General features: G+C 49.1%; 21 protein-coding genes and 7 pseudogenes. 4 read left to right on the top strand and 24 right to left on the bottom strand.

Annotated elements, in window-relative coordinates:
• Nucleotides 1-4: 4 nt before the first annotated feature.
• From MKX64_RS21605 to MKX64_RS21570, 8 genes are all read right to left on the bottom strand, one after another.
• Nucleotides 5-649 (bottom strand): RraA family protein, encoded by a 645-nt coding sequence (locus MKX64_RS21605; RefSeq protein WP_341037356.1) that lies wholly within the window; start codon nt 647-649, stop codon nt 5-7.
• Nucleotides 636-2174 (bottom strand): IucA/IucC family protein, encoded by a 1539-nt coding sequence (locus tag MKX64_RS21600; RefSeq protein WP_341037819.1) that lies wholly within the window; start codon nt 2172-2174, stop codon nt 636-638. Before MKX64_RS21600 ends, MKX64_RS21605 begins: the two co-directional genes overlap by 14 nt.
• A gap of 592 nt (nt 2175-2766) precedes the next feature.
• The gene (locus MKX64_RS21595) at nt 2767-4599 is read right to left on the bottom strand and encodes an IucA/IucC family protein (RefSeq protein WP_095397255.1); all 1833 of its coding nucleotides are present in this window, start codon (nt 4597-4599) and stop codon (nt 2767-2769) included.
• A 208-nt stretch (nt 4600-4807) separates the two neighbouring features.
• The gene (locus tag MKX64_RS21590; RefSeq protein WP_095397256.1) at nt 4808-6091 is read right to left on the bottom strand and encodes an MFS transporter; all 1284 of its coding nucleotides are present in this window, start codon (nt 6089-6091) and stop codon (nt 4808-4810) included.
• A gap of 41 nt (nt 6092-6132) precedes the next feature.
• On the bottom strand, nt 6133-7968 hold the full coding sequence (locus MKX64_RS21585; RefSeq protein ID WP_095265233.1) for an IucA/IucC family protein: 1836 nt from the start codon (nt 7966-7968) through the stop codon (nt 6133-6135).
• A complete protein-coding gene (locus tag MKX64_RS21580) occupies nt 7962-9332 on the bottom strand; it encodes a diaminobutyrate--2-oxoglutarate transaminase (RefSeq protein WP_244908155.1) in 1371 nt (456 codons plus the stop codon). Before MKX64_RS21580 ends, MKX64_RS21585 begins: the two co-directional genes overlap by 7 nt.
• 154 nt (nt 9333-9486) lie before the next feature.
• Nucleotides 9487-9918, bottom strand: a complete 432-nt coding sequence (locus tag MKX64_RS21575) for a response regulator transcription factor (RefSeq protein WP_095265234.1) — start codon at nt 9916-9918, stop codon at nt 9487-9489.
• A 67-nt stretch (nt 9919-9985) separates the two neighbouring features.
• On the bottom strand, nt 9986-11824 hold the full coding sequence (locus MKX64_RS21570) for a helix-turn-helix domain-containing protein (protein ID WP_341037354.1): 1839 nt from the start codon (nt 11822-11824) through the stop codon (nt 9986-9988).
• 356 nt (nt 11825-12180) lie between these two features.
• Between MKX64_RS21570 and MKX64_RS21565 the strand changes: the two genes are divergently transcribed.
• On the top strand, nt 12181-12888 hold the full coding sequence (locus MKX64_RS21565) for an N-acetylmuramoyl-L-alanine amidase family protein (protein ID WP_341037353.1): 708 nt from the start codon (nt 12181-12183) through the stop codon (nt 12886-12888).
• 396 nt (nt 12889-13284) lie between these two features.
• Here the strand turns inward: MKX64_RS21565 and MKX64_RS21560 are convergent, their stop codons facing one another.
• Nucleotides 13285-13515 carry a hypothetical protein gene (locus MKX64_RS21560; RefSeq protein WP_155618964.1) on the bottom strand — a complete coding sequence of 77 codons (231 nt, stop codon included), beginning with the start codon at nt 13513-13515 and terminating at the stop codon, nt 13285-13287.
• A gap of 49 nt (nt 13516-13564) precedes the next feature.
• A complete protein-coding gene (locus MKX64_RS21555; protein ID WP_341037352.1) occupies nt 13565-13837 on the bottom strand; it encodes a hypothetical protein in 273 nt (90 codons plus the stop codon).
• 628 nt (nt 13838-14465) lie between these two features.
• Between MKX64_RS21555 and MKX64_RS21550 the strand changes: the two are divergent.
• Nucleotides 14466-14609: pseudogene (locus tag MKX64_RS21550) on the top strand (helix-turn-helix domain-containing protein); the annotation flags it as partial.
• Nucleotides 14610-14873: 264 nt separating this feature from the next.
• Here MKX64_RS21550 and MKX64_RS21545 read toward each other — a convergent pair.
• From MKX64_RS21545 to MKX64_RS21485, 13 genes and pseudogenes are all read right to left on the bottom strand, one after another.
• A complete protein-coding gene (locus MKX64_RS21545; RefSeq protein WP_341037350.1) occupies nt 14874-16676 on the bottom strand; it encodes an IS1182 family transposase in 1803 nt (600 codons plus the stop codon).
• A gap of 167 nt (nt 16677-16843) precedes the next feature.
• Nucleotides 16844-17173: an Imm8 family immunity protein gene (locus tag MKX64_RS21540; RefSeq protein ID WP_341037349.1), complete on the bottom strand. Its 330-nt coding sequence runs from the start codon at nt 17171-17173 to the stop codon at nt 16844-16846.
• 427 nt (nt 17174-17600) lie between these two features.
• Nucleotides 17601-18005, bottom strand: a pseudogene (locus tag MKX64_RS21535) (transposase); the annotation flags it as partial.
• 716 nt (nt 18006-18721) lie between these two features.
• Nucleotides 18722-18973 (bottom strand): type II toxin-antitoxin system HicB family antitoxin, encoded by a 252-nt coding sequence (locus MKX64_RS21530; protein ID WP_341037346.1) that lies wholly within the window; start codon nt 18971-18973, stop codon nt 18722-18724.
• Between the two features lie 12 nt (nt 18974-18985).
• Nucleotides 18986-19246, bottom strand: coding sequence for a type II toxin-antitoxin system HicA family toxin (locus tag MKX64_RS21525; RefSeq protein WP_341037345.1), 261 nt, complete (start codon nt 19244-19246; stop codon nt 18986-18988).
• Nucleotides 19247-19741: 495 nt separating this feature from the next.
• Nucleotides 19742-20383 (bottom strand): annotated as a pseudogene (locus tag MKX64_RS21520) (transposase); the annotation flags it as partial.
• Nucleotides 20384-20723: 340 nt separating this feature from the next.
• Nucleotides 20724-21104 (bottom strand): Imm50 family immunity protein, encoded by a 381-nt coding sequence (locus MKX64_RS21515; RefSeq protein ID WP_341037342.1) that lies wholly within the window; start codon nt 21102-21104, stop codon nt 20724-20726.
• Nucleotides 21105-21117: 13 nt separating this feature from the next.
• On the bottom strand, nt 21118-21351 hold the full coding sequence (locus tag MKX64_RS21510; RefSeq protein WP_341037818.1) for an HNH/endonuclease VII fold putative polymorphic toxin: 234 nt from the start codon (nt 21349-21351) through the stop codon (nt 21118-21120).
• Nucleotides 21352-21505: 154 nt separating this feature from the next.
• Nucleotides 21506-21968, bottom strand: a pseudogene (locus tag MKX64_RS21505) (transposase); the annotation flags it as partial.
• 203 nt (nt 21969-22171) lie between these two features.
• Nucleotides 22172-22642 (bottom strand): hypothetical protein, encoded by a 471-nt coding sequence (locus tag MKX64_RS21500; RefSeq protein ID WP_341037341.1) that lies wholly within the window; start codon nt 22640-22642, stop codon nt 22172-22174.
• 2 nt (nt 22643-22644) lie between these two features.
• On the bottom strand, nt 22645-22827 hold the full coding sequence (locus MKX64_RS21495; RefSeq protein WP_341037339.1) for a hypothetical protein: 183 nt from the start codon (nt 22825-22827) through the stop codon (nt 22645-22647).
• Nucleotides 22828-23229: 402 nt separating this feature from the next.
• Nucleotides 23230-23521 (bottom strand): annotated as a pseudogene (locus tag MKX64_RS21490) (IS110 family transposase); the annotation flags it as partial.
• 1 nt (nt 23522) lies between these two features.
• Nucleotides 23523-23835, bottom strand: a pseudogene (locus MKX64_RS21485) (recombinase family protein); the annotation flags it as partial.
• A gap of 305 nt (nt 23836-24140) precedes the next feature.
• On the opposite strand from MKX64_RS21485, the gene MKX64_RS21480 reads away from it, so the two are divergent.
• Both MKX64_RS21480 and MKX64_RS21475 read left to right on the top strand, forming a co-directional pair.
• Entirely contained in the window at nt 24141-24431 is a 291-nt protein-coding gene (locus MKX64_RS21480; protein WP_155619201.1) for a transposase, read from the top strand.
• A gap of 14 nt (nt 24432-24445) precedes the next feature.
• Nucleotides 24446-25315, top strand: a pseudogene (locus MKX64_RS21475) (IS3 family transposase); the annotation flags it as partial.
• Between the two features lie 427 nt (nt 25316-25742).
• Here MKX64_RS21475 and MKX64_RS21470 read toward each other — a convergent pair.
• The gene (locus MKX64_RS21470; protein ID WP_341037338.1) at nt 25743-26042 is read right to left on the bottom strand and encodes a hypothetical protein; all 300 of its coding nucleotides are present in this window, start codon (nt 26040-26042) and stop codon (nt 25743-25745) included.
• Between the last annotated feature and the right edge of the window lie 13 nt (nt 26043-26055).

Raw genomic sequence — 26055 nt, 5'->3', positions numbered from 1 at the left:
CCGCTCATGTCACTTCGCCTCCTTCACGGATATGGCCACCGATATGGCCGTATCCGAGCTTGACGCGGCTGCGCTGCTCCCGCTCCTGCTTCTCCAGCGCGAGCCGTCCCAGTTCCTCCGCCCGTTTCGGATCGATGGCAAACAGGCCGTCCTCATCGCCAATGATCAGATCGCCGGGACGAACGGCCACACCGCCAACGCTAATGCAGGTATTGACCTCACCCTCCAGTTCGAGCGAGCGCGTGGTCAACGCGCTGACGCCGCGCGAGAAGACGGGAAAACGAAGCTGCCGCAAGACCGCGGCGTCCGAGACGCAGCCGGACACCACCGCGCCGGCCACCCCTTTGGCAATCGCCTTGTAAGCGCGGAACTCTCCCCAGCAAGCCCGGTCCTCGTCGCCGGACATGTCGATGACGATAACGTCCCCTGGCCGGGCCAGCTCAAGCGCTTCGCGCAGAGCTGCCGAGCCGATATGAGGAAGCCGGACCGTAAGCGCGGTTCCGATTAGACGGATCGGGGTAACGAGCGGCTGCAAGCCGCGAATATAGCCGAAATCCGTCAGATGACCGATGGTCGACGGCTGAATGCTTCGGTAGAGCTCCAGCAGCTCCGGTGATATCGGCTTCGCAAGCGGTTCAATTCGCACCATATGGCACCTCCTGTAATGGGGTCAACCTACGGGACACAGGCTGCGGCGACTGCGAATCCGCAGCCTGCAGCTTCGCCGCCAGAAACGGATTGCTCGTCTCTCCTTTGCTGTACGGCATGCTGCCTGGCACCTTCGCCGATTGTGCTAGCAGGGGACGCACGATTTGCTTCCAAGGCCAATGCTCGTTCATGAACAGGCTGGCGCGAACGATCTCTTCCTGATCCGAAGGCAAGCCGGCTTGCGCGAGCGCGGTCAACAGCGCAGCCTCGAGCGCCGACCACATGCTCCGCTCCGCTAGGCCGTAGTCCCGGGACACGCTGTCCATGATGGCAAACAGATTCACCTGGATGCCAAGCATTTGGAAAAAAGCCAGCAATTGCTGCGGCGTATCATGATAGAGCGAATTCGGCACGCCAGGGCGCAGCATATAGCCCGGATCCTCAAGCCCCGCCTTGCGCAGCCACGGCACATGGACGCGCAGCGCGTCATGATCCCGCAGCAGCAGGCCGTGCACCTGCCCTTCCTTCAGCACGAGCACCGCATTCTGCCCATGCGCTTCCGGTACGAGCCCGAAGCGCAGCAGCCGCAGCAGCAGCTCGCTGAACAGGACTGCGATCTCGCGGAACAGCTTCAGCGCTCCCTGGGCTGTATTGGGCAGCCCGCGCAGGCGCAGCCATTCCGGGAGCAGCCCGGCTTCCGCTTCGTGAGCGGCCAGCGCAGACATCGGCACAAGCCGGATGCTGTCATCGTCGGCAGCAAGTGCCCGAGGATAGCGGCGGATCATCGCCGACAGATGGCGCGGATTCTCCGCGAACAGGTCATTATCCTGCGGTGCGAGCGCCCACCAGCTTCCTTCCTCGCAGAGATGCAGCCTCTCGCCCAGCACCGGATCAAGCGCCCGCACCTGCCGCAGCAGCGACTCTGCGCGAACCCCATTCATCAGCTTGATCGCGGACAGATAGCGCTGCCCACCGAGCGAGCGGATGCCAAGCGGAAGCTTCACATGCTGCGGCGATTCGCCTAGGCTCATGAGCGAGCGCACGGACGAAGTCGCGTAGAAGGTGCCAGCCGCCGTATCGAGCGGCACGCAAACGCCGCTGGCCAGCTCCGGCTGCAGCCGCTGCGGCAGCACCTGCTCCAGCTGCCACGGGTGCACCGGCAGCGCGATGTGCGTGCCGTCCAGCCCGCGCCGCCGCAGCTCCTGCTCCAGCGGCGCGCGGACATCGGCCGGCAGCAGCAGTGACTGCGGCAGCGCTTCCCCGGCGCCGCCGCTTAGCAGGCGGTCGCGCCGCACCGCCATCCAGCGCAGCCGGATGGGCTGCCCGGCCTCGGCGGTGTAGAGGCCGCACTCGGCGCGGCCCCAGCCGAGCTTCACCTTCGCGACCGGGTGGAACGGCCGGTCGCGAAGGGCGGCGCAGCGCTCCAGCGCCAGCAGCGAGCGGTCCTGCGGCAGCGCCAGCAGGTCCTTCACGGGCGCGCGCCGCTCCAGCGACCAAGCGATCTGCTCGGCTGTCTGCCGGAGCATATCGATGAACGCCTCCGCTCCCGCTTCTGCGGCGCCCGCTGTGCCAGCGGGGGCTGCTGTGCCCGCGGGGGCTGCTGCGCCTGCGGCTCCCGCCATCATGCCCGCGGCCCGCGCCATCCCCGTGGCCGCGGCCACATCCGCGGCGTCCGCGGGGCGCGTGCCGCTCGCCTCGGTGCGGTGCTCCGCCACGAGGCGCATCCATGCGGCCGGCGCGAGCAGCTCGGCCGCACCGTCAGCGCGGCCGGCGGCGACCCGGGCCGCGGGCATGCAGCGCAGCCGCTGCCATGGCGAGCTGCGCAGCCCGAACACGACCGCGGCTTCGCCATGCGGTCGCCACAGGCCAATCAGCTCGCCTGGCGCGCTGATTGCTCCTTGCCCCGCCTCCGGCCGGGCCAAGCCATGCTCATCGCCGCACGCTGTAGCGGAAGCGCCTTCGAGCAGCTTCCAGGCCGCGGCGAATGCCGGATCGGCTTCGCTGATCGCGCGCGCTTCCTGCGGCGTGAGCACCTGCAGGCCGACCAGCAGTTCCTCGGCCAGCAGCGCATTCAGCAGATCCTCCATCACGCGGCGCTCCGCTTCTTCTTCGTATCGCTTATCCGGCATGAACACTCTCTCCTTTCACATCCCGAAACGCATATAGCGGATTCGGCACCCATTTTGGCTCAACCTCGGAATCGGGATATAGGCGCCTGCGCGCCAGCTGCTCAATGCGAATTTTTTCCGAGAACAGATCATATCGCTCGTACTGTTTCTCTAGCTCGGGATGGCGATGCTGATATCGATGAATGACATGCGCGACGCGTTCCCAGAATGCCATCTCGGACAGGCCGTGCCGTTCGCTTAAGTAGAGACCAAGATCGCCAAGGCAGACGAAGAAGAATGCACTGTGCAAGAAATCCCGGACCGCCGCCGGGTCCTCCGTCTCCATATAGGAATGGCGATTCTGCGCCAAATGGGCGGCCGGTTCAGGATGAAGCTGCGGGCACAGCTCCGGCTGGGGCAGCAAGCTCCGACTAAAACGAACGCCATCATGAAAGTCACGAAGCGCAATCCGGACGGGACGTCCTTCCCGGTGCAGCAGTAAAATGTTCTGGGCATGCGACTCCAGCGCCACCCCGTGGGCGTAAAGCAGATGAATCAGCGGCGTCACCGTTGCCGTCAGCAGCTCATCCAGCCATGGCAACAAGCCGTAGCGCCTGATCCACGCTTCGACATGCGCTGCAGCTGTACCATCGGCGTATGAAAGCGCGGCGAACGGCAGCGCCTCCTCGCCCGGTCGCAGCACGCTGGCTATGCCGCGTCTCATAATGGCGCCCAGCGAGCCGTAGGCGCGTTCCCTCACGGATGGAGATAGCTCCGCCGGGTCAAAAGCAACGCCGGCATATTCATCCAGCACAGCAACCTCCGGCTGGTCCGGCATGCGGCCGGTGTCCAGCAGATCATGCAGCCAGTCCGACACGAGCGCCGCGTTCAGCACCGTATGAAGCGCCAGCATGCGCCGGGTCGAGGTGTTGACGATGCCCAGCGCCAGCTTCCATGTCGCCTTGCGCGGGTCTGTAACATTTTCCAGGCTGCGGATGGATTGCTGTGCCCGGTAGATGTCCTTCGTTCGCCCGATCGGCAGCAGCACTCCTTCGGCAATCTCCCGGTGCAGCGCCGGCACCACCACATGCTCCCATTGCCACGGGTGGACAGGCATGAACACATAGTCGTCCGGGACGCAGCCAAGCTGTTCAAGCCGCGCACGGAACCTTTCATATAACTCCTCGCCGAGCGCTTCAAGCAGCCATCCCTGCTCCTTCATGCCACGGCGCAGGGACAGCCTGGCATGCGAGCGGGCCACCGCGATCCACAGCGGCTGCAGCGGCTCACCAAACTCCGGCCCGTACAGCCGGTTATCGGCCGCATCAAAGCCGACACGGGACTTGTAGCAGGGGTGATACGGATGACCGTCCAGCTCCCCTTCCGCATGGTCCAGCGATCGCGTCGCTCCTGCCAGGCTCCGCCATGCGCGCGCTTCTGCATCGTGGAGCAGCGTTCTTCCCAGTTCATCCTGTAAACGTAGCAGCCGTTCGCTCTGCTGTTTCTGCCCAAGCACCTCATCAACAAAAAGAGCAAGTCGCCCCGCCGACACCTCCCCATCCGCACCAATACGCCGCAGCGATCCGCGATCCATACGGATGCGGCCGAAGCCGTGAGTACGCCGGCAGTCTAGCCGGTATCGAACCTGCTCACCAGCAGCCGCAAGACCGGATAATTCAACGGTTCGGGCTTCCCCGGGCTGTGGAAGTCCGCCGATGGGCACGGCGATTTCCTCATAAAGCATCGCTTCTATCAGCTGCCCAAGCACGCGCTGCTCAGCAGCGGCATAGGCGTCCGAACGAATGGCAGCCGCACGCGGGTCTATTTCCTCCCAGCTTTTCATTTTCAGTTCACCTCAACCACCTGTATTTTTTAAACTTCTCGATTTATCGAAGATAGGTCCACACCCATCTCAGAACATGGAGCGCAGTCTGTCTTGGTCATACCAAGATACTCCTGCCCGACCCGCAATTTGGAATCTGGAGCAGAGCCCAACTGCTGTTGCGAACCGTAATCTGTTCACCCGCTTGTCAGGGTTGTGCTCTCTTTCCTCATCGTTTGCCGACACTGCCAGTCTGCTGCGGCTGTCCCTCCCAGGCTTCCTTATCACTTGACAGGTCGGCGGTTTCCTGACGAGCCCCGTCTGTCTCCGATACATGTGCATCGGTTATTTTCACCCATAGCCAATTGAGCGCCAGCAGCACCGCAGATCCGGCAAAAATGATGCGCAACCCGAACGCTCCCGCAAGCCAGCCCATGCCGATGGAACCGAGCAGACCGCCAGCCATCTGCGCACAATTGAGATAACTGTAAGCACGGCTTTCCATCCCGGCCGGTGCATGCCTGCGCACGAGCGAGTTCAGCGACAGCCCGAGCCCGCTCAGGCTGGCACCGCTACAGAAGCGGAGCGCGATCAGCTGCCATAGCTGCTGTGCGAACGCTTGCGGAATGGCCAGCAGCATCGCGCCCAGCAGAGAAGAAGCCAGCACACGACTTGGGCCGCGGCGATCTCCGAGCTTGCCCAGTTGCGGAGCCGCCATCATGTTGGCCACCCCCGCCGCCGCGGAAGCGATGCCTGCGAGAAGCGCGACATTGCTGCTTCCGGGCGCGAGCAGCTGCACATAGAGCGGAATAAGCGGCAATATTCCGACCGTTGCCGCCCGCTGGAGAAAAGCGGACACAAACACATGCAGCAGCGGACGCCGGGACATCATTTCCCGCAAATCCCCGCGCAGTCCGGAAGTCTGCGCCTGCAACAACGGCTTCTCATATCGCTCATGAACGCCGAACAACACGACGACAGAGGCAGCCAGAATACCGATGCCCATGTACAGAAACACCTCGGCAAAACCAAAGCGGTCCGCCAGCATCCCGCCCAGAAGCGGCCCGCAGATGGTGCCGCCAACCGAGCTGGAGTGCAGCATCCCGAGCGCATAGCCGCTCCTCTCTTTGGGCGCACTTTTGGCTGTCAGCGCGATCGCAGCCGGACCGAATCCGGACAGGGTCCCGTTAAGCAGCCGCAGGAGCAGCAGCTCAACCGGCCCGCTCACGAAGGCCATGAGCGTCATTGTCACCGCCATGCCAAAGCCGGAGCGCAGCAGCATCAGCTTGCGGCCATAACGGTCCGCCAGCCTTCCCCACACCGGCGCCATCACAAAGGCACTGAGCAAATTCGCCCCATAGATGACCGCTGACCACATGGTCACATCGGCATGATCCTGTACGCCAAGCTCCTGCAAGTACAGCGGCAGAAACGGGGCTACACAGCTGATCGAAGCCATCGCCAAAAACTGCCCGATGCAGAGAATATATAAACTCCGTTTCCAACCTTCCATTTCTGCCTGCCTTCCTTCGCATGAAGCAGGATCGGACGGCGTTATCGCCGTCCGTCCCTCATTGGATTTGCAATCATAATATAGAGGGGCGTGTCCCCTTTATTGACCAGACAGCTGCTGAAATTCGCTTTAGCCGGCAGTGTCTGCTCGGTAAGCAGGCCGTCGATATACGGTAGAAGCCTGGCGCTGGCCCGCGCCCTTTCCGCTAGCAGCAGGTGGCGAACGACGTCCCAGCCCTCGCCCTCCGGTCGATTCTGACAGCGTGCCCAAGCATGAATAAGCGAACCAAGATGATTCACGAAATAGTAGTACAGTGTCCGCCGCCAAGCTTCCGCCGCGTTGTAGAGCAGCGGGCTATTCTCAGGAAGCAGTTCCCCGATCCAGCCGGCCGCTTCCGCCACTTGTCGATCCACACTCATCCCTTCCAGATCCCGGGTGTAGAAAGCGCTTGGCCAGCCTCCCTTAAGCGCCAGCAGCGAATTCTGTGCATGCGCTTCAAAGCTGATGCCGTAGCGGTCCCATACCCGCAGCAGCGGCAGCATGGACAGCTGCAAATAACGCTCCAGCCACAGCTGCATGTCCGGCAGTTCCCGTGTGCCACCCGCCTGCGCGCTTTCCGCAATCGCCTGTGCCAGTTTTGGCGCCCTCTCACCCGGCCAACTTTCCACCAGCGAAGCCAGCACAAACGAGGATGAAGGATCCAGCTTGAGCGGCCTGAACATAACGGTAATCGACGGATCAAGTATGGCATCGCCGGGTTCCGCGATGCCCGCATACCCGGTTTCCGGCATCAGCCCTGGCAGCTCCCGCCGCAGATCATCACCGAGACGGGCCGTTAGCTGAGCCGCATGCATTGTGCGAGTCGTCTGCTCGGCGGTATTGACGCGTATCAGGTTTGTTATCCGCACGCCGAGCGGCAGCTTCCAACCGCAGCCGCTCCCCGGTTCCCACACGGTGCGCACCGAGGAGGTCGGGAACACCTTCGGTCCAAGCGGCCCGAGCGGCACCAGTTCGCCTCGCTCCAGCGCACGGCGCAGACGTGGTTGCCCCAGCAGTTGTCTTGCCTGCCACGGATGCATCGGCAAGGGTTCGTACATATCTTCTGCCAGCGTTCCAATCCGTTCCACCAGCGCCTCCCGATAAGGCTCGCAGATCGGCTCCGGAAGCATCGCAGACCGTTCGCCAGGCAGCCATTCCCCATGCAGCGCCGACTTGCTTACCGCGAAATAATACAGGGCAAAGCTTGCGCCCCGTTCGGGACTGTAGCGATCCAGGTCCACTTCGTCCATCCCTTCCACGCTTTTCGGATATGGATGAAACGGATGACCGGCAAACACGCTTTGTTCAGACCTGATGTAATCGAGCTTCCGCACCTCTTTCCCAGCCTTGGCATCCTCCTCCCGCTGAACTAAATGCCCGTGCAAATATCGAACGCTTAACCCAATTCGTCGCAGCACCTCATCCACAGCAAGAAGCCGCTGCCGCCGATGATGAAGCCTTTGGGCCAGTTCAAGCACGAGCCGCTCGGCCAGCTCGTGAAAGGTCAACAACCGCCGAATCTCCCCGGCCTCCAGCATCCATTCATCTGCGTATACATGCTGACCGATAAGCGATGCATATTGAACCGTGCCATGAAGCCGGGCGCCGTCGCCAAGCATAAGCGTAACCGAAACCGCAGCCCCTTTCTCGGCCGCTTCAGCCAGCCTTTGCAGATGCTCTATGGCATCAACGTTTTCCCTCAGAAAAGCATTTAGCAGAGACCTGGCAGCCATCTGCTGCGCCAGCCTTTCCGTCTCCTCCCGTATCATCAGTCCTGTCTTGATATCTGTATCAGGATCAGCTTCCTTGAGTGGAAGCGCATGTTTGTCTGTCAGCATGACTGCGCCTCTCGAGCAGCACGCACCGATTCTCCGAAGCGGAATACGATATCGTCCAGCTCCTGCTCCGTCACAATCAGCGGCGGCAGGAAACGCATAACCGCCGCATGCCGTCCCCCCACCTCCAGGATCAAGCCGCGCCGCAAGCATTCCTGCTGGATTCGGGCCGCCAGTGCCGGAGCAGCCGGATAATGACCGAGACGATCAGGCTCACGATGCTCGTCCACAATTTCAACGCCGATCATAAGCCCGAGTCCGCGCACATCGCCGATGCAGATCTCATGTTCAGCCAGCATCCACAGCTGCTCCTTTAGCCGATCACCGAGCAGCCGCGCCCGTTCGGGAAGGTCCTGCTCCTTGATGTAGCGCAGCGCAGCCAGACCTGCAGCCATCGCCAGCTGATTGCCGCGGAAGGTGCCGATATGCGCCCCGGGCTTCCATACATCGTAGCGTTCGTGGTATACAACGACCGACAGCGGCAAGCTGCCGCCGATCGCCTTCGACAACACGATTGCATCCGGCTCAATCCCGGCGTGCTCATAAGCAAACAGCTTGCCGGTACGCCCAAGTCCCGTCTGCACTTCGTCCACGATGAGCGGAATATCCCGCTCTCTCGTTATTCGCCGCAGCTCCTTCAGCCATGCGGATGGTGCAGGTATGGAGCCTCCCTCCCCCTGTACGGGTTCAACGATCATCGCGGCAGGAGGCACGATCCCGCTTTCAGGGTCATGCAGCACATTTTCGATGTAGCGGAGGCTGAGCTCTTGCGTCTCGCTGCCACCCACGCCGAACGGACAGCGATAAGCGTATGGGTACGGCAGGAAGTGCACATCCGGCATCAGTCCGGCTATCCGCTCCTTTTGACCGAGTGTTCCGCTTAGACTCATCGCAGCATGCGTCGACCCGTGATAGCCGCCGTGGAAGGACAGGACACTTCGTCTGCCGGTCGCCGTTTTCATCAGCTTGATTGCAGCCTCGACAGCATCCCCGCCGGTCGGTCCGCAGAACTGAATCCGTGCCCGGCTCGCCAGAGACGATGGCAAGCTGGCGAACAGCTCGTCCACGAACGCTTCCTTGAGCGGTGTCGTCAAATCCAGCGTATGAAGCGGAGCTTTCGAATCAAATAGTTCTCTCATCGCTCCGATCACGACGGGATGATTATGTCCAAGCGCCAGTGTTCCGGCACCAGCCAAACAATCATAGTACACCTTGCCGTCCAAATCCCGGACGTAAATCCCCTCTGCTTCCGAGATGACTATAGGCAGACGGCGGGGATAGGAGCGGGCCGAAGATTCGCGCTCCTGCTGGCTTTGCAAATAGCGGCTGTTATTGCTCATTTCTGCCGCCACACTTGAGCGATACATGACGGGACACTCCTTTGCAAAATAGTTTGATTGCATACCTTATCAATAATGATAATCATTATCAATAAGATGACTAAATCATACCATGTCCCTGTCAGCCGGAATATTATCCGGTTGAATAATCCGAGTACTCCATATGGATAATAATGTTTATTCATTCATTTTTAGTGTCATCTCCCAACTTCTTTGCCAGAAGAAACACAAATTCGTCCCCTGCCTCCTCAAGGCAGAGTGCTTTTTTAATATTTTGAATATGTTTTTTGACCGTGTTGATGCTGATATATAATTCCTCGGCAATCTTCCTGATGCTGTAATGACGGCACAACAGCACGGCAATCTCCAATTGTCTCGCGCTTAAATTCGCTAGATTATCCCGTGCCGCGAGCTCCAAACCGACTGAATCGGAGGATGCCGAATCCCCATCCGAATCCGCCACCACATACTCCATCGTTACTTGTACGGAATCCCGGATATTCATGTGCACGACCCGGTTCATAATCATGCTGTGCAGTTCAGCCAGCTCCTGGCGCTCCCGCTCATGGTCTGAGCTGGAAGCGACCGTAAGAAGCAGCTTTGTAACAGGCATAAGCGCATCACCGCCCAGACTGGAATGGATTTTTCATTCATGCATGGTCTATGAAGAAACTTGCAGTTTATTGCAGCAGCGCCTCCGCAATTTCCTCCACTACTCTGCTCATCGCAATCGGACCGTAGTATCCGATCCACAGCGCCGTATCAAAATGGCGGACCTTGCCGCTATGCACAGCATCCACGTCATTCCATAATGGGTTCATCTCGTATTGCCGGGTCTGTTCACGGTTCGTATTATCTGTCAACACAAACAGCCGGTCCGCTCGCAGCTCTGAAAGTGCTTCAAGCGGGATCATGGAGCTGGTGCCCGTGTGATTGGCGGCAAGCCGCGGGGCGGACAGACCGAGCTCGCTATACAGAAGCCTTGCGGTACGGTGCCTGCCGGTATGTACACGAATGCGGCCGTCACGAGGACGGATTAACGCAACGGTAGGTGTGCTTCCACCATCTTCAAGCCGTCTCCGCAGCCGACTCAGCTGTGCATTATACGCATCAATGATTTGCAGCGCCTTCCATTTCAATCCAAGCAGCTCGCCAAGCCGAAGCAGTGACAGCCGCCAATCCTCGTTGCGATCCAGCATCATCGCCGGCGCGATCCCGGAAATCTCGGTGTAGCAATGCTCCTGAAATGAGGTGCATAGGACCAGATCCGGTTCCAATGCCGCCAATCTGCGCAGATCCGGCTGCTCCTTCGTCCCGAGCCTCGCCATTCTTCCTAATGACAACGCCAGGTTCGCCGGCAAGCCACCCGTCTCCACCGTACATACGACACTGCCCACGGGCTCAACGCCAAGCGCAAGCAGCTGGTCTGCATACTGGTTGTCCAGCACCGCAATTCTTCTTGGCCTGCGGGCAAGCTCCAGCGTGCCTCGCAAATGCGGTACACGCAGATGCCCATCGATTTCTACAAGTCCTCCGGTACAGAGCAGAGTTAGCGATAGCAAGGCGCGGAACGCCTGGGTAGCGTTCTCCCTCTGATCATACCGACCCTCGCCTGCCGAAACAATGTCCGAATGCGACGGACTTGTGGGAGAAATCCGACAATCCTCGGGAAGAGACGGACGGTGCTGATTACGGGATTGCCTGTAGCTTCTGGGCGAGATACCGGTGTATTTTTTAAACAAACGGCTGAAATAGTAGCTGTCCGGATAACCGACCTCCTCGGCAATTTGGGAGATTGTCCGTTCACTGTGCTCCAATAGCTGCTTCGCTTTAGCAATCCGAATGCTGATCAGATGTTCTAGCGGGCTATGGCCAAATCGAGCCTTGAAGCCCCGCTGCAGCTGGCGTGTATTTGTTCCGAGATCCTCGGCGAGCGACGCAAGCGTCCACGGTTTGCTGTAATTGGCCTCCATGTGACGAACAGCAGCGTCAATGGCATCCTCATCTCTCCTCCCTGCTTCCGCCTGTCCCTCCATCTCCTTCAACAGCAAATGGATGAAAGCATATACTTGCTGCTTGACCTTCAGCCGCAGCAGCGGATGTGCTTGCTTCCACAGGTTTTCCATCTCACAGGCCATGCTTCGGCACGCAATTCCCGCTTCCGCCGGAGCTGTGTAACTGGCCCGAAACTGCTCTACTGCACGCTGCGGATCATCCATCTCGCCCGGCACAGGATGAGGAAGCTGCGCTTTGTACATGATCATAATATACTCGTACCCTGCCGGCGTACTCTGAATATGAAGATGTTCACCTTTCGCGATATGAGCTACCGGTGCCTGCTGCGAGCTGTAATCGATCCTCGATGCCTTGATTCGGGCCGCACCTCCTGTCGTCACCAGAAACAACGATGTTGGAGCCCTGTATTCCAGCCGATCCTCCGGCTTCACATGTCCCGGGCGGATATCTACAACATCAAAGGAAGCGTATGTCCACAGCAACATGAGATCCCGTACCGACATCGTTTTTCCAACCTCCCCATACCGATTTGTCTGCTATGCTAGCCCCATTATAAATTCATTGAGAATCATTATCAACTAATTGTAAGCGGTCCCTCCCGGGATCACGGTTCATGCTGCAGATAATCGTCCATGCTACAACCACTTGCTCTGAAGATTACGCGTTGATTCTTCGCTCCCTGATGATCAAAATTCTCTTTGGCTACAAAAATTGTATATGCCGAACATGTCCTTATATAAAAATAGTCTATCTCTCGCAATAACTTCCTTCATTTTCACTTGCCATTGATCTCGTCTGCATATGATCTTGATGTCCGCCATGTAACATTCCCTGTGAAAGAAAGGAAGGGAAATGAAACATGACAAACAAAAGACAAGGCTTCTCGAGAAGTGTCCCTCGGAGAAAACGGTTCGAAAGATTATGTGTGTCACTTATACTGCTTATCGTTACGATTGTAGGAATTAGGATCGCATCAACCAGCGGGGCCTCCGTTGTTGAAATCCCCCCACTGCTGTCAGAATCCGGTCCATCGACATTCCGGATCGTGATCGACCCCGGACATGGCGGCAAAGACCCGGGAGCGACGGGAAGCAGCGGTGCCTTTGAGAAGGAGTACAATCTGGCGATGGCACAGCGGGTGTACCAGCTGCTTGAGCAGGATCCCATGTTCGAAGTTAAAATGACCCGCGAAGACGATCAATTCGTTGAGTTAGAAAAGCGAGCTGCCATCGCTAATGAGTGGAATGCGGATGCGCTGGTTTCCATCCACGGCAACACGTACGAGGACCCCGCGGTTTCCGGGACGGAAACCTTGTACTACCATAACGAAAGCATACCGCTAGCCAGAACGCTCCAGAAGGAGATTACCGCAGCGCTCTGCCTTCGGGATCGCGGCATCAAACAGCAACAGCTCGTGATTCTGTCCAGGTCGGAGGTTCCGGCGGTCATCGTAGAGATGGGATACCTCACCAATCCGGGCGAGGAAGAACTGCTATTAAGCAGCGATGGACAAGCTCTTGGAGCCACTGCCATTTATGAAGGGTTAAAGAACTATTTTAGCCATTAAACTCCTTGCAATCATCCATATAGGTGAAATTATGGTGTTATGTTCCTGTGTAATCGATACAAATCAGAATGGAGGTGTCATAACCCTGTGATTCAAATACGTCAAGGGCTCAGGTGCTTCAAGTATTTTACAAGCAGGGAGAAAACGAAGATTAACTTTTTTTCGTCAAAATGGTGGTAACTGATGATTTTGTGATTACTTCTAATAGCTAGGATAAATTAAATAGGTTATACGTTTTATAGGTGTTGTACGTACTTTATAATTTGTAATTACATCATAGAGGGCTTATATGGGTTATCTCTTTCTTGTAGCTAAAATGCTGTTTATTCGGCACTAGGTAGCCTCACCCTAAAAGAAAACCTTGAAAGGCATTTAGCCAATCAAGGTTTATTTTTATCAATTTATTCGCTTTAATATTTTCTCTACCACTTTTAATCCTAAATGATGAAAATTCTCTTCTAATTTTGTAAATCGGATTTCTTCTATTTCATTTAGTACTGAATATTTAAATCCCTCTAATTCGGGAGGAAATATTGCTGTTTCTAACCTATTTTGAAATTCAATTAAATCATATTCCTTACCTTTAAACTTACTGCATAATTGCTTTATATGACTTCTATCTCCCATGTAACCACCTACTTTGTAATTATGGTAACAACTGCTCCCTGCTTATTAGTTATACTTGTAAAGTTCCTGAGTTATAAGAAAGATTTCCATTCTGTTGAACTACTGAATTGGTATTTATTTTATTATTTTCCGTAAAAAGACGGTTATACACTTCTACCATAATCCCCACCTGCTTGAGTTGGACTTCCATAACTTTTTCCACTTGGCTGCATTCTATCAACTGCATGTTTAGAATATAGTCTATTTCCCTCTTTGCCATATGTTTGCAAATTAACATTAACCTTTTTATAATCATTCCAAGAAGCCCATAGTATCTTACCATTACCCGTCCCCTCTGTCCCAGCCTTACTCGAAGAACGCTTCATTCGCCCGCCGCCAGGACCTCGCGCGACGAATGCCCCGTTGCTGCTGCCTCCCAGGCTACCTCTGGTTAGGCCTCTTCCGCCTCCGCCGCCGCTGCAGTTGTGGGGTCCATAATTTCAGCTCGCTGATAAAATACGTGTAATAATCCCTACACGAAATTATACATTCTAATCGTCTCTTGTTTCACTTCGATCGGCTTGATATCGCATGCTTTTCCACTTGAATGTGATACGTGTCTTTCTTTCCCTACCCGTCTTCATTTAAAGAAAAGAACCTTGAAAGGCATGTAGCCATGTGCGTCTATACCTTGTTTTTTATGGCATTTGTCATTAACCTTTTTTATACTCTTTGGAATATATCTCTCTGCTGCACCAACAGTATTTTTCCCAAACGAATGCTTTTTACCCGTACCCTATCTTTATAATCTTAAAAGCTAAAAATAAAAAATCAGCCATTTTACCACCCTCTTAAATTACTTCTTTCTCTTGCACTATCGGCATTTCATAGGCTGTTTTGTACTTCATCATGCCGTAAATAATGTTCACAAGTCTTCTCATATTAAAAAAATACTAAACATGTCGCAGTGAGAATTGGCTCGGCTAACAATCCTACGCCCCAACACAATTAGTCACCTTTGTTCGGACAAGGTGGATAGGGTATACTTAGATACGCTAGAAAGAGTATGTATAGCATTGGACATCAAGGTGGAAGAACTCATTATTATCGAATAGCACCAAGGGAAAAGGTGTTTACATGGTACTAATCGTTCTATGAGTGGAAAAGTTGCGAGCAAATTTGAAATGTTTTTAGGAAGAATGCGAAGAGTAGTTATTTTACTTTAAGTATGGACCTAACTGATGATGTTGGGGCTGTAATTGAAGTTGTTGTTCATTAATTTAGGACATAATTTTCAATATTTTGTACGTCTGAATAATTTATTAATTCTCTTTACACATAGAGCATGGGTTATGTAAGTTATCATTGAGTAGTGCTAATCATTCGCCACTCACCCCATGTAAAAAGGGGCTGTCCAATAAGTCCCTAAAGTAAAAAGGTTGGACGAGAAGAGAACCATTTCTCCGTCCAACCTTTTTACGTCCCTGCGTTTGAAAGAATGTAGCGAGGCGAATGCCTGCTACTTTCAGTAGATTGTGGGCCAAGGCCACAATCCCAAACTCTGTATGAACTTTTTCTAGACCCCGCAAGGAAAATCTGCGGAACGACCGATTGCCCTTGATGTGACCGAATACACTCTCAACCTCGACTTTACGTCGAGCATAGATCGCGGATTTCTCGTCATCCTCAAGGGCTGTTTTTGCCTTTGCCTTTAATTCTTCCCATACCGTGTTCCAGTGTACTTGACGATTTCCCTTTGCTTTCGTACATGCTGCCTTTAATGGGCAATCGCTACAATCCTCACATTCGTAAATCTTAAAGCTTTGCTCTAGGCCGGAGCGTGTCTTCTTCGTCTGGTACTTCTTAAACGAAACGTATCGACCATTCGGGCAAATAAAGCGATCGTCTAACTCTTCATACGTCCAATTGCTTGCATGCTTCATGTTCTTTTTGTAGCGTCTGGTTTGTTCGTGCATATAGCTGCCATATGGAATAAGAAAATCAAATCGCGTCTCTTTTTCTTCGCCTAACGCGTACAAATAGTTTTCCTCACTACCATAACCAGCGTCAGCAATCACGGTTTTAGGCATGGGTAAAGAAGACGCAGCAAGTTGCTCCATATGCGGAATGAAGCAGCGTGTGTCCGTTGGTCGTTGGTGAAGACTATAAAACAAAATAAATTGGTTTTCCGTTGCCATCTGTACATTGTAACCTGGTTTAAGTTGACCATTTTTCATGTGATCTTCTTTCATTCGCATAAACGTAGCGTCTGGATCGGTCTTGGAGTAGCTATTGCGATCACCAAAGCAAGCTTTCTGCTGATCATACTTGGCCAGACGTGGAAGAAAGTCTTGACGAATCTTTTTCAGAGGCTGTTTCCAGGCACTACGCTCTTTTCGTAAGGCTTTTCTCGCTTCACTGTCATTGGTTTGAGCGATCTGTTCAGTTAAGCGCTCTACTTGTTCTTCTAGAATAACAGCTGTTTCTTCAAGCTGTACAGGAAGCTCATCTGGATCGGTAGCTACCATTTCACTAGCTTCTTGCTGCGTGAGCGTATGAATATGCGCAAGGGTTGCCTGCACCTTTTCTTTGAGTTTCTCTTCAAAGCGTAACGTAGATTTTTTCCACACAAAAGAATACTTGTTGGCATTAGCTTCAATCTTTGTGCCATCCAAGAAGTAGTTCTCCATGGTAATAAAATTGTCGTTGATGAGCTTTTTAATCATCGTTTGAAAGAGCTCATCCATAAGGCTCTTCATTCGCACACCACGGAAGTCATTCAGGGTGCGGAAGTCCGGCTGTTGCATCGCAGCTAGCCACATCGCCGGTAGGTTTTCTTGTAATAGTTTTTCAATGCCACGGCAGGAATAGACTTTTTGAGAGTAGCCATAAAGAATCACTTTGAGCATCATTTTAGGATGGTAGGAACTACGGCCACCGCCAACATAATGAGCAAACAACAGCTCGTCAGGAATAGATTCAATCATTTCATCAATGATACGAGCGACATGGTGGGAAGGGATTAGTGATTCTAGATCCAAGATCATATGCATCTGCTTGTTATCATAAGCTTTAAAAGCAGGTGTGAGCTTTCGTTTAGAATCTATGTTTCCTTCTATATTTTCTAGAGGAAATGTGAGTTGCATGTTATAATGTTTAGTAGTAGTCATTTGATTACGCATAAAAACCGTCCCTTTCTGAAATGGTTGTGTGGTAACTTTCATTTTACAGGAAAAGACGGTTTTTTTGCGCATATTTTTAGCGTTTTACAAAAAAAGAGGCTGCCAGTAGTCAGGTTTCACTGACTTTCTGGACAGCCTCTTAATTTTATAGGATTTACTTCTATGTCTCACACATTAGTATTTCTAAAATATTTTGAAAGGTTAAAAATCATTTTTTCATGAGAGTTATCATGACTAATATTAATAAGTCTTTGTATTTTTTCTTTAATAATATTTATATTAAAGTCATGCATAATAAAATAACCATATCCTATTTCAATATCGTTTTCTTGTAAAATCTTACCTAACCTTTTAGGGCTCACTACATTAATTGTAAATAAATCAGAAGGGGTATCTGTAGTGGTTTCACCTATATCTATTTGTAAAAGGATGAAAAAATCACTTTCATCGTCTCCCCAATCCTCATTCGCTATTGTCAATGCCTTTAATTCTAACAATTCGTACCACCTCTAATTTAGGATGTCTAATTGGACATTTTTGATTTGTGTTATTTTTCCAGACAGCCCACTCTTTACATTTTCAGTAAAATTGGCTCTCCACATTTGTTCATTATTTTTAAACTGTCAACGAAATGCACGCATACCATCCTTACTACTATATCCGATTAGTTGTCCTGAACTATAGATTGGCTTTGCGCCATTACCAGCCCAAGCTTTACCTGCATCTAGTACTTTAGAATATGTTGTACTGCCTGGAGTGGATAGTCCTTTCGAAGAACTTTTAACACCTAGTAGTATTTGAGAATTAGATAAATTATTTGGATACCCTGGGTGTCATCACTGACTTTTTCCCGTCCCCTAAGTTGTAATCTTAAACTTGGGAATAAAGAAGGTGGCAATCAGTTTACCAATTACCACCATTATATCAGCTTGCTTGACGTTCAGTTAGCGTTGCCGCCCGATACTCTGTCTTGTTCTTCATCATGCTGTAGATGATGTTTACAAGCCTTCTCATGACGCATATTAGGGCTTGTTTCTTCGTGTTGCCTTCTGCTAGCTTACGTTGGTAATACTCGTAGAAGATAGGATTCCGTTGTTTCTTGTTCTCACCTTTAGCCACTTGGATTTGTTGAACGGCTAGGTTATCGAAGATGGCGTTCAATACCCGATTTCCTTGTCCGCTTGCTTGGTCTTTCCCTTTGCCGCCCGAACTAAAGCGGACAGGTGCGATTCCGGCGAAACGGGCTAGCTTATCAGCGTTAGGAAAGCGGCGAATGTCTCCGATTTCGGCAATCAGTTCCGCCGCTGTAACGGTGCTAATACCATTCATCGACTGCTACTTAAAGTCAGTTTCGCTTAGAACCTGACGAAGCTGTTCTTCCGTCTCCTTAATCAGTTCCCTACTTCGCTTCATGTCCTGTACCATGTTTACGACAAGAAAGTCTCTTGATGCTCGGTAGTTCCGCTTTGTTTCCCCGTCCTTCTTCACCAGTTCCAAGATTTCCTCTGCCTTCCGGGTAGAGCAGGTGTTATGGCTTGCTTTACGGAGATAAGCCGCTAGTTCCTCCGCCCCCACCGATTCTAAGTGATGTGGAGCAGGGTACTTCTCCCAAAAGGCTAAAGCCGCTTTACCGCCAATGTCACAGAAGAACTTCTTGTAGGACGGATAATGATAGCTTAATTGCTGATGAGTTGTCGGGGTATCCTATGAATTTGTTGCGATGCTCTCGACACTATATCCATCGAGGTATCTATTCGCAAAGTTGCGTTTAATTTGAAAAAACCGCAAGATAACGAAGATAACAAAAAACAGGTCTATCATGGTGGTATCTGACTATAATCGACCTGTTCTGTGTATCGGAAGCGTTATTTAGGGTATAAAATTCAAGCTTTATGTGCGTACAACAGAAATGACGGAATCTTCATACGGGTATTACATGGGTTAAATGTGTTATTGGTTGAATGATGGGTTTATTCGGTACTAGGTAGCCCCCGCCAAAAAAGAACCTTGAAAGGCACGAAGCCAATCAAGGTTAATTGTAAATTTTATAACTTAACTTTTATTAAATATACTTTTTCCGACGGCATCAGTATCGATGGGCTTATCTGAGTCGGCTTGGGGATAGTCTCTTCTACCATATCCTCGAGATACAATAAGAGAGCTTCTTTCGCCATTTGAATTGCTTCCTCTGTTGAGTAGCCGCATGAAATACATCCGGGTAAATCCGGGAAGCTCACAGATATCCCATCATCAGCAAAGTCGAAAATTGCCCAATATCCATACTCCTTTTGAGCCACCTAATCACTCCTTTATTTATAGCCTGCTTGTTTCTTAATACTATTAAGAGTTCCAATTGGTAAATCTTTATTTCCATGTACAGGAACTATTACTACTTCCCCATTCGGTCCGTTTAGTTTTACATGACTACCATTTAGACTCACTTCGGAGAAACCATCTTTTTTCAGGAATTTCACCACATCTTTACCACTGACAGAGCCAGTAGGAAACTTGCTTTTTTGCGAATAATTGCAAATCAAGTTTAAGTGAACCAGATTTCTGCGTAGGTTCACCGTACCCTTAGTCCCAGCCTTACTCGAAGAACCTTCGTTCCCCCGCCGCCAGGACCTCGCGCGACGAATGCCCCGTTGCTGCTGCCTCCCAGGCTACCTCTGGTTAGGCCTCTTCCGCCTCCGCTGCAGTTGTGGGGTCCATAATTTCAGTTCGCTGACAAAATACGTGTAATAATCCCTACACGAAATTATACATTCTAATCGTCTCTTGTTTCACTTCGATCTGTTTGATATCACATACTCTTCCACTTGAATGTGATACGTCTCTCTTTCCCTATCCGTCTTCATTTAAAGTAAAGAACCTTGAACGGCATGTAGCCATGTGCGTCTATACCTTGTTTTTTATGGCATTTGTCACTAACCATTTTTATACTCTTTGGAATATATCTCTCTGCTGCACCAACAGTGTTTTTCCCAAACGAATGCTTTTTACCCGTACCCTATCTTTATAATCTTAAAAGCTAAAAATAAAAAATCAGCCATTTTACCACACTATTAAATTACTTCTTTCTCTTGCACTATCGGCATTTCATAGGCTGTTTTGTACTTCATCATGCCGTAAATAATGTTCACAAGTCTTCTCATTATACAAACCAATGCTTGCTTGGTAGTTAACATGGAATACTGGGTTTCTTGGTAGAATATTTCCTTTTGCTACTTGCACTTGTTGGACTGCAAGGTTATAAAATAAAGCGTGCAGCGCCTTTGCTTTTTTGTTCCTTACCTTTCCCACAGACCAAGGTAAACAGGCGCAATCCCCGCAAATCATGCCAATTTGTTGGCATTTGGAAAACGTCTAACGTCACCAATCTCCGCAATTAAAGCGGAAGCTGTTACGAGGTCAATGCCTGGCATGGAGTCTAGTTGAAAGTCTAGTAAGCTCATTAACTCTCTTAATTCTCGTTCCACATAGCTCATGTCCTTCTTTTTAAATGAAAAGTCTCGAACGATGCTTCTCACTAGAAAGACTCGTATTTCTTGGTGTTCTTTCGCTGTGTGTCCATCTTCTTTCATCAGCTTTAATATTTCCTTCGCTTTTTTACCGAACATGTATTGTTACTGGCTTCTAGTAAAAAAGTAGTCAATTTCTCTACACTTACACCGTCTAAACTTGGAAGGTGACGGGTATCGTTCCCAAATACCAATGCCGTTTTTCCATTCGACACTCTATCCATCGGGCTATCTATTCATAAAATTGCGTTTGTTATGAAAAAACCGCAAGAAAACGAACATAACAAAAAACAGGTCAATCATGGAGGTATCTGACCATAATCGACCTGTTTGATGTAACGGAATACCGTTATTTGGGTGATAAATTTCAATCTTCGTTGTGCGTACAACGAAGATGATGAAATCTTTATACGGATATTACATGGGTTATAGAAGTTATTGGTTGAATGATGAGTGCATTCGGCACTGGGTAGCCCCAACTAAAAACAAAGCCCTGAATGGTATTCAGCCAATTCAGGGCATTTGTCTACTTAGAATAGCCAGTAACAGTTTGAATAAATGCCGATTCGGCCTTGATGAAAGCATTAACTGTTCCGGTAATCTTAACTACAATTAAGTCGGCTTCATCCTTCAAAATTTCGATATTTGCCCTGAAGTCTAATGTACCGGAACTGAGTTTAATTTCGTGTATAGCCGAAAAATCAATTCTAACAGCAACAGTATTATCACCTTGTTCCACCCACTTTTTTGGGGGACGTTCGGCATAATAAGGCATATCAAATTTAACTGCAACAATACGTCCTTCATCATGAATGTTAATTTCAGAAATACGAACTTCCTTGAGTTCAGGTACTTTTTCATACAAACTAACTAAAAAGTTGTTCCGTTCCAAACTTTCATACCACAAATTTTACTCACCCCTATTTCTTAATAGGATAATGTTCCTTCGTGCCGGGGACCTTACCTGTTCGGGTATTATCAGCAGGCCTTACATTAAAATGTGGGCCTTGTCCCCCTTTTTGGTGCCCTGCACTGTGGTCTTGAATTACAATCTTTTTACCGTCTTTATTAGTGTAAGTATACTCTCTAGTACTAATAACTTTCCCATGTGAATCTTTTATTACATGTCCGCCCTCATGTGCGGCTGAGCGCATGTCCACTCGATTTACCGCTTCAGGCTGTTGACTTCTCGGTATTCCTGCATCTCTTTTCGCTTGGTTCAAAGCACCACTACGACTAAGTTCACCTGTACCCTATGTTGTAATCTTAAAAGCGAAAAATAAAAAAGTCAGCCATTTTACCCCCCTATTAAACTACTTCTTTCTCGTGCACTATCGGCAATTTATAGGCTGTTTTATACTTCATCATGCCATAAACAATGTACACAAGCCTTCGCATAATGCAGACCAATGCTTGTCCTTTTGTTTTGCCTTCTTTCAGCTTACGTTGGTAATAAGCGTGGAACACTGGGTTTCGTGGCAATTTACTTCCCTTTGCTACTTGCACTTGTTGTACTGCGAGGTTGTAAAATAAAGCGTGTAGCGCCCGATTTCCCTGTTACTTTTTTGTTCCTTACCTTTCCCACCAGACCAAAGTAAACAGGCGCAATCCCCGCAAATCATGCCAATTTGTTGGCATTTGGAAAACGCCTAACGTCACCAATCTCCGCAATTAAAGCGGAAGCTGTTACGAGGTCAATGCCTGGCATGGAGTCTAGTTGAAAGTCTAGTAAGCTCATTAACTCTTTTAATTCGCCTTCCACATAGTTCATTTTCCTTCTTTTTAAACTCTTACTTAAGAAGTCATCGAACCTATCTTGTACGTCAGTTTAACAGTTCAAAATATTTAGTTAAAAAAATCGGACTAATTATCGTAAAAATATTTTAAAGCATAAAAACCTTGAAAGGCAAATAGCCAATCAAGGTTTAAGGATTATTGTATCAGTAAATATATATGCTCTTAATGTACAAACACCTATCTCCAATTCTCTAATGTCCACTCTTGTGAAATTCTTTCAATAAGCAAAGTGTCATTCCATGTACCCCAAGGAGACAATTTTTTTTGTTCTTCCGTTAATTCACTGATTGTTTCCCTCTGCCATGTTTCATAGTCTACGATATGCCAACCAACCAGATTTCCGTCATTATTCATTATTTCTGTTCTAAATTTCTTGGGAATTTCTAATCCCTTAGGTAAATCAAAATTTGAAATTAGTTCAACTATTTTTTGCTTTTTAGCTGCCTTAACTGGAAAATGCACAAAATATTCTTCTTTCCCAGTAACTATTTCTTTTATGTTGTCTGGTATTTTATCATATACTCCTGGTAATACACGTATTAATTCCCCAATCATTTCATTATGTGAAACATATTGAATGTACGCTTTTCCTCTTGGAGTATCAACTTCAAATACATCTCCAACTTTTATTCGTGCCACACTATTCACCTCTATTTATCTCCAATAGTTTTTAATAACTCATATCCTCTTTTTAGTTGTTTTGCATATGATGGATTCTTATTAGAAATACTATTGATTTTATTCATTAATGAACCACCATTTTTTTGTAAACCATGAATTTCAATAAGTACTTGTTCTACTGCTTTTGCATCATTTCTACTTAAATTTTTCATAAGAGGTTGAATATTAATCCCTTTCCCGCTGCAGTTGTGGGTCCATAAATTTCAGTTCGCTGACAAAATACGTGTGGTAATCCCCTATACGAAAATATACATTCTGATCGTCTCTTGTTTCAATTCGATCTGCTTGATATCACATACTCTTCCACTTGAATGTGATACGTCTCTCTTTCCCTATCCGTCTTCATTTAAAGTAAAGAACCTTGAAAGGCATGCAGCCATGTGCGTCTATACCTTGTTTTTTATGGCATTTGTCATTAACCATATTTATACTCTTTGGAATATATCTCTCTGCTGCACCAACAGTGTTTTTCCCAAACGAATGCTTTTTACCCGTACCCTATCTTTATAATCTTAAAAGCTAAAAATAAAAAAATCAGCCATTTTACCACACTATTAAACTACTTCTTTTTCTTGCACTATCGGCATTTCATAGGCTGTTTTGTACTTCATCATGCGTAAATAATGTTCACAAGTCTTCTCATTATGCAAACCAATGCTTGTCCCTTTGTTTTACCTTCTTTAAGTTTTCTTTGGTAATAAGCATAAAATAAAATACTGGGTTCCTTGGCAGTTTACTTCCTTTCGCAACTTGCACTTGTTAGACTGCTAAATTGTAAAATAAAGCATGCAGCGCGCGATTTCCCTGTTTGCTTTTTTGTTCCTTGCCTTTCCCACCAGACCCAAAGTTTCTTCAACTCTCTTTGAATCAGCACCTTCACAATATCTGACCGCCATAATCGACTTGCATTGAGCACCACCACATAATCAATTTGGACAGACGAAAGGTGAGCCAACATTTCCTGTAAGCCCACCCTGTCTATTTCTAGTGCTTCTTCATTCAAATTTTGCGCCACTAATTCCTGCATCTCTAAAAATATGAATCAAGTTCCAACCATGCTCTTCACAATATGCTTTAATTTCCTCTTCTTGATATTTCAAGCTGTATCCCTCTCTTGCTTGCCCTTGAGTCGAGACTCGTATATAACCAACTACATTCAACTTTTCACCCTCCCGTTACGGAAATTAAAAAAAATTATGTAACGCTTTTTAAACGAATAGCGAGTATTATACGACCGTCTCTAGTAAAAATACAACCCAAAATTTTTAATCCAAATAAGTAAAAGAACACCCTATCACGTTACCCTATTGTTTATCGCCACGAGCTTTTTCATTCTCGTTAGTTTGTTAGCCATTCCATGTCGTAACTCCTCCTGCTATTTAAAATTGGAGTGCTACGATAAAAATGCAGTCGAAAAACACCCTCGTATGAAATAAAATGAAAGCTAATGAGGGGATGAGCGAGAATGAATCGGTACGACAAAACATTCAAAGAAGAAGCGGTAAGGTTAAGCGATGAGATCGGGCCCAAGAAAGCCGCCGAGCAGTTGGGCGTAGCCTACCACACCTTGCAGGACTGGAGGAAACGAAGAACCCTGCACGGTGATGGAGCGCATATCGGAAGTGGACGCGCTTATGCATCTACCAATAAGACTGCGCGTGAAATCGAATTAGAAAGAGAAAACAGCGAGTTGCGTCGTGCGAATGAAATTCTCAAGGATGCACTTGGTTTTTTCGCAAAAGACCGGAAGCGGTAAAAGCATGCCAGCTCTATGGTTACATCCGTGAACGACGGGATCGATGGACCGTCAAGGAGATGTGCAAAGTACTTGCTGTCAGCGAATCAGGCTATTACCGCAGCTTGAAGCCCACACCCAAACGAGAGCGGCAAGAACGCCTTCTGGTCAAAATCAAAGAAATCATCGAAGAATATGAAGACAACAGTAATTACGGCGCCCAGCGGATTAGGCTGGCTCTAGCGCAAAAAGAGATCGTGACCAGCTATAGCACCGTCTATCGCATCATGAAGAAGCACGGTCTGCTGAAGAAAGTGAGGCGTCATCCAAACGGCATTACACGTGAGGATGCGACAGCTCAAAAGAGCGAGAACCTGATTCAGAGAGACTTCAGCGCCTCAGCGCCCAACCAGAAGTGGTTATCGGATATCACAGAAGTGCCTTGTTTAGACGGTAAGGTGTATGTGTCCGCCGTATTGGACTGTTTCAATGGAGAGATCGTGGGTCTGGCCATGGATGACAACATGCGCAAGGAACTCTGCATCCAAGCTTTTGAGAACGCCTGCAAGGCCAGAAATGCTCGTGGAATGATTTATCACAGCGACCGAGGCAGCCAGTTCACGAGCCATGCATTCCGAGCGTGTCTGGCTAAACGAGATGTCGTTCAAAGCATGAGCGGCACAGGGCGCTGCTATGACAACGCAAGAATGGAAAGCTTCTTTGCTACGCTAAAGAAAGAAAAGCTATATAAGATCAAAACCGAGCAATACCCGATGGCCTATATGAAATCGATTATCTTCCGATACATCATGGTCTATTACAACAGACAGAGGGTGTACACCTCTAATCCAGGGGGCTGGCCCCCAGCTATTTATCGCGAAAGAATGCTGTCACAGGCAGCTTAATCATGGGGTTCTCATGAGTGTGTTTTCAAACTGCACTTTTTTTGACAACTCCAAATATCATCTCGCCCAATTCTCGTTCTTATTCAGTTCCTACAAGTATTAAAACTCTACTCCTTGATGGTACAACCATCATGAGTTTTGAATTTCAAATAATAATTGTTCTTTTTGCCTCACTCTAAAATTCTCATTTTCCTTCTTTGTTCACCCGCCTTGTGTTGCCTGTATATTACACCTTTAGCATTACGAGCTTTTTCATTCTCATGTGTAAAAATAAATCGAGTAGTTAGTGTGGTTATTTTATTTAAATGTCGTTGCATCCAATCTCGTGTGTCTACTTACCATCATGAGTTTTTGATTCAATTTAAATTTTTTAAGTCTACATTATAAAAAAATCTCCCTGTGGCAGAATACCCAGGGAGAAAAATGTCTAATTACTCTTCCAAATAAGTTCGCCATTCACCAAGAAAATATTACTAGGCTTGTTTAATTTTGATAACTCTAGTAACTCACCTTCTCTTATAACTTTATTTGAAAGGTTTTTTTCTATTGATAATATTTTTAACGTACACGCAAAATATTCTTCGTATCCTTCTTCTTCTAATTCTAATCCATTATCAGTTTCATAAATTGTATCTAATTCTGCTTTAATTATTAAATTGTTTTCCCAATCAACTAAGACTTCTGTTCCATTTGGATATCTATTTAATACAGAAATAAATCCATCCATTTGCTACACCTCT

Origin of the sequence: Paenibacillus sp. FSL M8-0334, from assembly GCF_038000405.1 — a bacterium.
Taxonomy (GTDB): Bacteria; Bacillota; Bacilli; order Paenibacillales; family Paenibacillaceae; genus Paenibacillus_AQ; species Paenibacillus_AQ campinasensis.
The sequence above is the reverse complement of the archived record's forward strand: the minus strand, read 5'-3'. Positions and strand labels throughout refer to the sequence as shown.